The 9,242-nt window shown below is 64.0% G+C and carries 9 protein-coding genes and 1 pseudogene; all 10 read left to right on the top strand.

The genetic code is table 11. From position 1 onward, the window contains the following. On the top strand, positions 1 to 1,281 hold a 1,281-nt coding region (locus tag EN964_RS14855), incomplete at its 5' end, for a di-heme oxidoredictase family protein (protein WP_127276483.1). Beyond that, on the top strand, positions 1,281 to 2,360 hold the full coding sequence (locus EN964_RS14850) for an imelysin family protein (RefSeq protein WP_127266953.1): 1,080 nt from the start codon (positions 1,281 to 1,283) through the stop codon (positions 2,358 to 2,360). The genes EN964_RS14855 and EN964_RS14850, both read left to right, overlap by 1 nt. 65 nt (positions 2,361 to 2,425) lie before the next feature. Then, entirely contained in the window at positions 2,426 to 3,532 is a 1,107-nt protein-coding gene (locus tag EN964_RS14845; protein WP_127266952.1) for a DUF1513 domain-containing protein, read from the top strand. A gap of 95 nt (positions 3,533 to 3,627) precedes the next feature. Continuing rightward, the gene (gene tsaB / locus EN964_RS14840; RefSeq protein ID WP_127266951.1) at positions 3,628 to 4,305 is read left to right on the top strand and encodes a tRNA (adenosine(37)-N6)-threonylcarbamoyltransferase complex dimerization subunit type 1 TsaB; all 678 of its coding nucleotides are present in this window, start codon (positions 3,628 to 3,630) and stop codon (positions 4,303 to 4,305) included. Continuing rightward, positions 4,306 to 4,800: a ribosomal protein S18-alanine N-acetyltransferase gene (rimI, locus tag EN964_RS14835; protein WP_127266950.1), complete on the top strand. Its 495-nt coding sequence runs from the start codon at positions 4,306 to 4,308 to the stop codon at positions 4,798 to 4,800. A 21-nt stretch (positions 4,801 to 4,821) separates the two neighbouring features. Beyond that, entirely contained in the window at positions 4,822 to 5,622 is an 801-nt protein-coding gene (locus EN964_RS14830; RefSeq protein ID WP_127266949.1) for a 1-acyl-sn-glycerol-3-phosphate acyltransferase, read from the top strand. A gap of 74 nt (positions 5,623 to 5,696) precedes the next feature. Further along, positions 5,697 to 7,106: a tRNA (N6-isopentenyl adenosine(37)-C2)-methylthiotransferase MiaB gene (miaB, locus tag EN964_RS14825; protein WP_127266948.1), complete on the top strand. Its 1,410-nt coding sequence runs from the start codon at positions 5,697 to 5,699 to the stop codon at positions 7,104 to 7,106. Positions 7,107 to 7,189: 83 nt separating this feature from the next. Beyond that, a complete protein-coding gene (locus tag EN964_RS14820; RefSeq protein ID WP_023758127.1) occupies positions 7,190 to 8,182 on the top strand; it encodes a PhoH family protein in 993 nt (330 codons plus the stop codon). An 18-nt stretch (positions 8,183 to 8,200) separates the two neighbouring features. Further along, positions 8,201 to 8,701, top strand: coding sequence for an rRNA maturation RNase YbeY (gene ybeY, locus EN964_RS14815; protein WP_127276481.1), 501 nt, complete (start codon positions 8,201 to 8,203; stop codon positions 8,699 to 8,701). A 28-nt stretch (positions 8,702 to 8,729) separates the two neighbouring features. Further along, positions 8,730 to 9,242, top strand: a pseudogene (locus EN964_RS14810) (magnesium/cobalt efflux protein); the annotation flags it as partial.

Genomic DNA, 9,242 nt, shown 5'->3' with positions numbered 1-9,242 from the left:
GCCAACATCACCTTCGAGGAAGAGGGCGACTTCAAGCTCGGCAATGCCCTTTTCCGCAAGAACTGGGTCTCGTCGCCATCCTCGACGCAGGCGTCGGACGGGCTCGGCCCGCTGTTCAACGAACGTGCCTGCCAGAACTGCCATCTGAAGGATGGCCGCGGCCGCCCGCCGCAAGGCGACGTCGGCACCACGTCGATGTTCCTGCGGCTGGCCCGTGACGCCAGCAGCGCGGAAGAGAAGGCGGCGCTTGCCGACCACGAGGTGCTCAACTTCCCCGACCCGGTCTACGGCAGGCAATTGCAGGAGCTCGCCGTACCCGGCCTGCCCGGTGAAGGCAGGATGCATATCGACTACCAAGAACGTAAGGTAGAGCTGACGGACCGCACTGTGATCTCCTTGCGCAAGCCGAGCTATTCGGTTGACGGCCTTGGCTACGGGCCGCTTGACCCACGCACCACGCTGTCGCCGCGCCTGACCCCGCCGATGATCGGCTTGGGCCTGATCGAACAGATCGCGCCGGCTGATATTCTCGCCCACGCCGATCCGGACGACAGGGACCGCGACGGCATTTCCGGCAGGCCGAACATCGTGCGCGATAGCCTGAACGGAAAACTGACGCTTGGCCGTTTCGGCTGGAAGGCACAGACCGCGTCGATCCGCCAGCAGGCGGCGGACGCTTTTGCCGGCGACATCGGCATCTCGACGCCCGAAGAGCCGAAGCATTGGGGCGATTGCACTGCTGCGGAGGCAAAATGCCTCGACATGCCGAACGGCGTGCAGCAGCGTCTTGGCCCGGTCGAAGCGCCGCCGCCGGTGATGGATCTCGTCACCTTCTATTCGCAGAACCTGGCCGTGCCGTCGCGCCGCGACCTCGACCGGCCCGACGTGCTCGCGGGCAAAAAAACATTCTACGAGATCGGCTGCATTGCCTGCCACACGCCGAAATTCGTCACGCGCCGCGATACGCCCAACAAGGCGCAGGCCTTCCAGTTGATCTGGCCTTATTCCGACTTCCTGCTGCACGACATGGGGCCTGATCTGGCCGATGGCCAAGCCGTGGGAGATGCAACGGGCAATGAATGGCGCACGCCGCCACTGTGGGGCATCGGCCTGACCGGGACGGTCAACGGCAATTCCTTCTTCCTGCATGACGGGCGCGCGCGCAGCCTGACCGAGGCGATTCTGTGGCATGGCGGCGAGGCGCAGAAAGCGCGCGACCGCTTTGCCGCCGCCAGTGCGACTGAGCGTGACGCGCTGCTCAAATTCCTGGAGTCACTGTGATGTTCAAGCGTTCTGCATTGTTTCTCGTTCTTCCGCTGGCCCTGCTGGGCGTTGTCCCTGCGTCGGCGGCGGTCAAAGCCTCCGATATCATCCAGCGCGCGATCGATGGCTTCGTCCGCCCGGCCTATGCCGGCCTGCACGAGCATGCGGAAGCCTTGACCGGATCCATGCGCGAGCTGTGCGTCACGCCCTCGCAAGGAGAACTCGATGCCGCACGCGCCGAATTCTCCGCCACCGTCTATGCCTGGTCGTCAGCCGAAATCATCGGCTTCGGACCGATCAAGGAGAACAACCGGCTGGAGCGCATGCTGTTCTGGCCGGATCGCAAGAGCATCGGCCTGAAACAGGTACAGGCGGCGCTGTCCGACAAGGATCCGACCGCGACCGATCCGGCACAACTGGCCGGCAAGAGCGTTGCCATGCAGGGGCTGGGCGCGCTCGAATTCGTTCTTTACGGCGACGGCGCCGATGCACTTGCCGGCAAGGATGATCCCTACCGCTGCGCATATGGCGCGGCGGTTGCCGGCAACATCGAAGCCATGGCCGGTGAGGTCAGCGCCGCCTGGAACAAGCCGGACGGCTTTGCAGCGCTTTGGGCCAATCCGGGGCCGCAGAACCCACTTTACCGCGACGGCAACGAAGCGGTGACGGAACTGGTCGGCGTCTTCATCAATGAGCTCGAAATGGTGCGCGACGTGCGCCTGAAAGGGTTTTTCGGCGGCAAGCCGGATGCGGACAAGCCGAAACAGGCAATCTACTGGCGCTCGCAAAACACCACCGCGTCACTGGCCGGCAATCTCTCCGGCATCGATACGCTGTTCCAGGCCTCGAAGCTGGGCGATGCCCTGCAGACCGATGCGCGCTGGATGGCCGAATCGATCCACATCCAGCTGGTCAACGGTGTCGCCACCGCCAAGGCGGTCAGCGGTCCAATCGACAAGGCGCTTGCCGATCCGGCGCTGCGTGACAAGCTCGATCATTTCGCGCTGATCACCTCCAGCCTCTCGGCCTTGATTGGCACCAGGTTGACCGCCGAATTCGGACTGACCGCAGGCTTCTCCTCGCTGGATGGGGACTGAGCATGATCCCGAAAAGTGGAAGCCGGTTTTCGGAAAAGATCATGCTCAAGAAGAGAGATTGATCCTTGAAAACCCCTCTGATAGATCGCCGCGATTTCCTGAGAGCTGCAGGCGTTGGCTTCATGGCGACGATGACGCCCTCGGCCTGGGCAACCACGCTTGTGGCCGACGCCGTCTTCGCCACGGCTTTCGTCAAACGCGACGGCAGCTTTGGCGCTGCCGTCCTGTCCGAGGCCGGCAAGGTCCTGCATGCGATCGACCTGCCCGATCGCGGCCACGATGTCACCTTCGATCCCATATCGAAACGCTCGGTGGTCTTCGCGCGTCAGCCCGGCACCTTCGCCGTGGTTTTCGATCACTCGGGCCGTGACGCGCCGCTGACCATCGCCAGCATCGCCGGCCGGCATTTCTTCGGCCATGGCGTGTTCTCGGCCGACGGTGCGCTGCTCTATGCCACCGAAAACGACTTCGACAACGCCGCCGGCGTCGTCGGCGTCTACGATGCGCGGGCCAAATTCAGCCGTGTCGGCGAATTCCCGACCTATGGCATGGGTCCGCACGAGCTTCTGCTCCTGGGCGATGGCAGGACGATCGCGGTTGCCAATGGCGGCATCGAGACCCATCCGGATTACGGCCGCGCCGAGCTCAACATTGCAACCATGAAGCCGTCCTATGTGCTGATAGACCGCGTCACCGGCGATCTTATCGAGAAGCACGAATTGCCGGCCGCACTGCATCAGCTGTCGATCCGCCACATGGACACCGATCGGTCCGGAAGCGTCTGGTTCGGCTGCCAGTACAGGGGGCCGGGCACCGATCGACCGTTGCTGGTCGGTCGCGCCGCGCGCGGCAAGGAGCTGCAGTTGCTGGACATGCCGCAGGACGTTTTGTCCGGCTTCCGCAACTACATAGGCTCGGTAGCCGCCAATTGGGCTGCCGGAACCGTCGCCGTTTCCTCGCCGGAAGGCAACTCGCTCGTCGTGATCGATGCGGCCAGCGGCCGGGTCGTTGCGAACAGCGCATTGGTCGAGGTCTGCGGCGTGGCGCCCGATGGAACCGGCTTCATGGCCACCACCGGCGCCGGCGAGATCGTCGAGGGCAGCGGTGCGACACGCTCCGAACCGGACTATGTCTGGGACAACCACATGCTGCGTATCGAACAGGCCGCATAGGCTACAAGCGAAGCCGCTTAACGAATTATGCACTATCCCCTTGCGGTGGCGGGCCGTGGCGGGCACAGGGAATTGTTTTTCGAACCGGTTGCCTCATGAAATTGCTTGCCATCGACTGTGCCGCCAATCTCTGCGCCGCTTGCGTCTATGACGCGACGGCGAAGCAGGAGCTTGGCCGTCAGGTGCTCGATCTCGGCAAGGGCCATGCCGAGCAACTGATGGCGGTCATCGCCGAAGCGCTGGAGGCAAGCGCAACCGACTATGCAGGTCTTGGCGCCATCGCCGTCTCTGTCGGCCCCGGTTCTTTCACCGGTCTGCGCGTCGGCGTCTCGACCGCGCGTGGCCTGGCGCTGGCGCTGAAGATACCGGCAATAGGGGTGACGACACTGGAGGCGCTGGCCGTCGAAGCAGCAGCGGCATTTCCCGGTCGCGCCGTGCTGGCGGCGCTCGATGCCGGCCGTGAAGAGATCCACGCGGCCTTTTACGACGAAAGGTTAGTCTTGACTTACGGTCCGGCCGCGGCCACGCTGGCTGACGTGGTGGCTATGGCGAAGGAAACGTCTCCGGTGCTTGCCGGCACCGCGGCAGCGCTCATCAGCGCATCGGCCGGGCGCGAATTTGATGTCGGCCCTCGGACAGCCACCGCCGACATTGTCACCTACGCCCGCCTGGCTGCCGCCAAGGGCGCGGGCGAACGGCCGAAACCACTCTATATACGCGGCGCCGACGCCAAGCCGCAGGCTGGCTTTATTCTATCAAGGCAAGAAAGATAAATGCGCATACCTTTTCTCCAACCACGCCGCCGGGACTACGCGCTCGAGCCGCTGAGGATCGCCGACAGTCCGGCGGTCTCGCTGCTGCATCGCGAGGACTTTGTCCGCCCCTGGACCGATGGCGAATTCGCCGCCCTGCTCGAACAGGACACCGTGTTCGGCTATGCCGCGCGCGAAACCGGACAGGGCTCCAAGCCGCCCGCCGGCTTCGTGCTGGCGAGGCTTGCGGCAGGCGAGGGCGAGATCCTGACCGTCGCGGTGGCGCGATCGCATCGTCGCCAGGGGCTGGGCTGGCAATTGATGGACGCGGTGTTGCGCGAACTGCACGCGCAGCGCGCCGAAGCGCTGTTCCTCGAGGTCGACGAGACCAATGTCGCGGCGATCGCGCTTTATCGTCGGCTGGGCTTCCGCGAGGTCGGCAAGCGGCCGAATTACTACAGATCGGCCGAACACGGACCGACCGGCGCGCTTGTCATGCGCCGCGATCTTCGCTAGCGAGACGGCCGGGATGGGGCGATGATCAAGAAAATCAGGATTTTCCTGGCGCTGGGCCTCGTTGTCGCCGGTTCGCTGGTCCTCGTGCCGCTACAGATACTGTCGATGAAGACCGGCTGGTGGCCGGAAACCTTCATCCTCAAGGTCTGGCACAGGCTGATCGTCAGGGCGCTCGGCATGCGCATCCATGTCAAGGGAGCGCTGTCCGACAAGCGCCCGCTGCTGGTGGCGTCCAATCACATCTCCTGGACCGACATCATGGTGCTCGGCTCTTTTGCCGACGTAAAGTTCATCGCCAGGGCGGATATGGAAGGCTGGCCGCTGATCGGCATGCTGTCGAAGCTGCAGCGCACCGTGTTCATCGAGCGCGAGCGCAAGCGTTCGTCGGGCGACCAGGCAAGCGAGATTGCCAGCCGCATGGCCAAGGGCGATGCGATGGTGCTGTTTGCCGAGGGCTCGACCGGCGACGGCAATATGGTCCTGCCGTTCAAGAGCACGCTGTTCGGCGCCGCCTCGATGGCGATTTCCGAAGGCGCGGCGGAACAGGTGTTCATCCAGCCGGTGGCGATCGCCTATACGCGTCTGCACGGCGTGCCGCTCGGCCGCCGGCATCGCCCGCTTGCCGCCTGGATCGGCGATGAGGATTTGATGCCGCATCTCAAGGTTCTGCTCGCTGAGGGCGCGCTCGACGTCGAGGTGCATTTCGGCGAGGCAATCGCCTTCTCCAAGGGTTCGAACCGCAAGGAGACGTCGAAACTGATGGAAAGCCAGGTGCGTGAGATGATGCAGGCGGCGCTTGCCGACCCGCGGCCGAGCCGGTAGCTCCGGCACGCTCTTGCTGGCGCGGGCCGAGAATCGTCTGTTTTTTGTCACGGAAAGGCGTTAGAAGCCGCCTTATGGACTTGAACACGATAGAAAGCGACGACATCGGCACTACGGCTGGACAGCCGGCGGTGCTTCCCGCGGCAGCGAGAAAAGTCTTCATCAAGACCTATGGCTGCCAGATGAATGTCTATGATTCACAGCGTATGGCCGATGCGCTGGCTGCCGACGGCTATTCCGCGACCGATGCCATTGGCGAGGCCGACCTGGTGCTGCTGAACACCTGTCATATCAGGGAGAAGGCGGCCGAAAAGGTCTATTCCGAGCTCGGCCGTATCCGCGCCATGAAAGCCGAGCGTGCCCTGGCCGGCCGTGAGATGCTGGTCGGCGTCGCCGGCTGCGTGGCGCAGGCTGAAGGCGCCGAGATCATCCGCCGTTCGTCGGCCGTCGACCTGGTCATCGGTCCGCAGACCTATCACCGGCTCCCGGACGTGCTGGCGCGGGTGCGCGGCGGCGAAAAGATCGTCGAGACCGACTACGCCATCGAAGACAAGTTCGAGCACCTGCCGCAGCCCAGGCGCGCCGAGGTCATCAAGCGCGGCGTCACCGCCTTCCTCACCGTGCAGGAAGGCTGCGACAAGTTCTGCACCTTCTGCGTTGTGCCCTACACAAGGGGCTCCGAAGTCTCCCGGCCGGTGGCGCAGATTGTCGCGGAGGCTGAGCGCCTGGCCGAAGCCGGCGTGCGCGAAGTGACGCTGCTCGGCCAGAACGTCAATGCCTGGCATGGCCAGGGCGGGAGCGGTCAGGAGTGGGGCCTTGGCCGCCTGCTGTTCAGGCTGGCCGAAATCCCCGGGCTGGCGCGGTTGCGCTACACCACCAGCCACCCGCGCGACATGGATGACGAACTGATAGCGGCCCATCGCGATCTGCCGGCGTTGATGCCCTATCTGCATCTGCCGGTGCAATCCGGCTCCGACCGCATCCTCAAGGCGATGAATCGCCGGCACACGGCCAGGGATTATCTGGCGCTGCTCGACCGCATCCGTACCGCGCGGCCTGACATCGCGCTCTCCGGCGACTTCATCGTCGGCTTTCCCGGCGAGACCGAGGCGGATTTCGAGGCGACCATGGAGCTGGTGCGCCAGGTCAATTACGCCTCGGCCTTTTCGTTCAAATATTCGCCGCGTCCGGGCACGCCGGGCGCCGAAATGGCCGACCATGTGCCGGAAATGGTCAAGGACGAGCGCTTGCAGAGACTACAGGCTCTGCTTGTGAAGCAGCAGCAGGATTTTGGTTTGAGCCTCGTCGGAACCACCATCGACACGCTGATCGAGAAGCCCGGCCGTCAGGCCGGCCAGAAGGTTGGCCGCTCGCCTTGGCTGCAGCCGGTTATTGTTGATGAAAAGGCCGGCGAAATCGGTGACATTATCCAGGTGCGAATCACGAAGACGGGCTACAACAGCCTGTTCGCCGAATTGGCCTGAGGGTCTCGGCAGATGAGGAGAGACGGTTGAGCGCAGCAGAGCTGAAGAACCTGCCCCCGGTACCGGCATCTGGGGCTTCTGACATGGCGCACATCGTTCTGACTTTCGACAACAACAAGCTTGCCAGCGCCCTTTATGGTCAGTTCGACGAAAACCTCGCCAGGCTGGAGCAGAAGCTTGGCGTCGACATCCGCTCACGCGGCAACCAGCTGACCATCAAGGGTTCGGCGTCGGCCGCCGAGCAGGCGCGCCGCGCCCTGGACAACCTCTACGGCATTCTCCAGAAAGGCGTCGATATCGGCCAGTCCGACGTCGACGGCGCCGTGCGCATGGCGATCGCCGCCGACGATCAGCTGACCCTGCCGACGCTGGAGCGCAAGGGCAAGGTTTCCGCCGCCCAGATCGCCACCCGCAAGAAGACGATCTATGCCCGTTCACTCAACCAGGACGCCTATATGCGGGCGCTGGAACGGTCGGAACTGGTGTTCGGCATCGGCCCGGCCGGCACCGGCAAGACCTATCTGGCGGTGGCCCATGCGGCGATGCTGCTCGAGCGCGGCATGGTCGAGCGCATCATTCTCTCTCGGCCTGCGGTCGAGGCCGGCGAACGGCTGGGCTTCCTGCCCGGCGACATGAAGGAGAAGGTCGATCCCTATCTGCGGCCGCTCTATGACGCGCTCTACGACATGATGCCCGCCGACAAAGTCGAGCGCGCCATTGCCGCCGAAGTGATCGAGATCGCGCCGCTCGCCTTCATGCGCGGCCGCACGCTGGCGCATGCCGCCGTCATCCTCGACGAGGCGCAGAACACCACGCCGATGCAGATGAAGATGTTCCTGACGCGTCTGGGCGAAAATTCGCGCATGATCGTCACCGGCGATCCGACCCAGATCGACCTTCCCTCGAACACCAAATCGGGACTGGTCGAAGCCTTGCGGGTGCTGGACGGCGTGGCGGGCGCGGTCACCGTGCGCTTCAACGACGGCGATGTGGTCCGCCATCCGCTGGTGGCGGAAATCGTCAGGGCCTACGACCGGGACGCCAAGCTGGCGCGCGGCCTCGGCGCCGAGAATTGATGTTGACGATGCGGCTTCATGCCTGAGGACATAACATCCGGCGACGGGAATGTTCCCGTCGACATCGACATATCGGTTGAGGCGGGCAACTGGCCCGACGAGGCAAGCCTGACGCGGCTGGTCGATCGCGCCGTCAAGGCGGCTTTTGCCGAAACCGGCGTGGCGGGCCGTTCCGAACTCAGCCTCGTTTTTACCGACGACGCCCATGTCCGGGGTCTCAACGCCGGCTGGCGCGGCAAGGACAAGCCGACCAATGTCTTGTCTTTCCCGGCTTTTCCGTTTGTGCAAGGCGGACCGTTGCCGCCGATGCTGGGCGACATCGTGCTCGCCGCCGAGACGGTCGCGCGTGAAGCGGCACTGGAAGACAAGCCTGTCGAGAACCATATCACCCATCTCGTCATCCACGGCCTGCTGCATTTGCTGGGTTACGATCACGAGACCGACACTGAAGCCGAGGCGATGGAAGCCGTCGAACGCACGGCGCTTGCAAGGCTTGCCATTCCCGACCCCTACGCGTAACTACATCTGATCAATTGACCGGACGACGATGAACGACAAACCAGAAACTGCCGCCCGCCCCGACGCCGGCAGTGCGACCAAGGCTTCCGATACGTCGGAAGAGGGATCAAGTCCGAGTACCGTTACCTCTGGTGCTAACAGTACCTCTGGTGCTAACAGTACCTCTGGCGCTAGCAGTACCTCTGCTGCTGGCAGCGCTGCCAGCGAGACGTTGCCTGCCGGTCCCTCCCTGTTCGACCGCGTTCTGGGCTTGTTTCGGCAACGCAACGGAACCAGCCTGCGTGAGGAAATTGCCGGCGCGCTTGCCGAGACGACGAGCGATGCCGGCGCCTTCTCGCCCGGCGAACGCGCCATGCTCAACAACATCCTGCGGCTGCGCGAAGTGCGCGTCGAGGACGTCATGGTACCGCGCGCCGACATTCAGGGGGTCGAAATCACGACGACGCTCGGCGATCTCCTGGGCACTTTCGAACAATCCGGCCATTCCCGCATGCCGGTCTATTCCGAGACGCTCGATGATCCGCGCGGCATGGTCCATATC

Source organism: Mesorhizobium sp. M7A.F.Ca.CA.001.10.2.1 (assembly GCF_003998575.1).
GTDB lineage: Bacteria > Pseudomonadota > Alphaproteobacteria > Rhizobiales > Rhizobiaceae > Mesorhizobium.
This window is presented reverse-complemented; position numbering and strand designations above follow the sequence as displayed.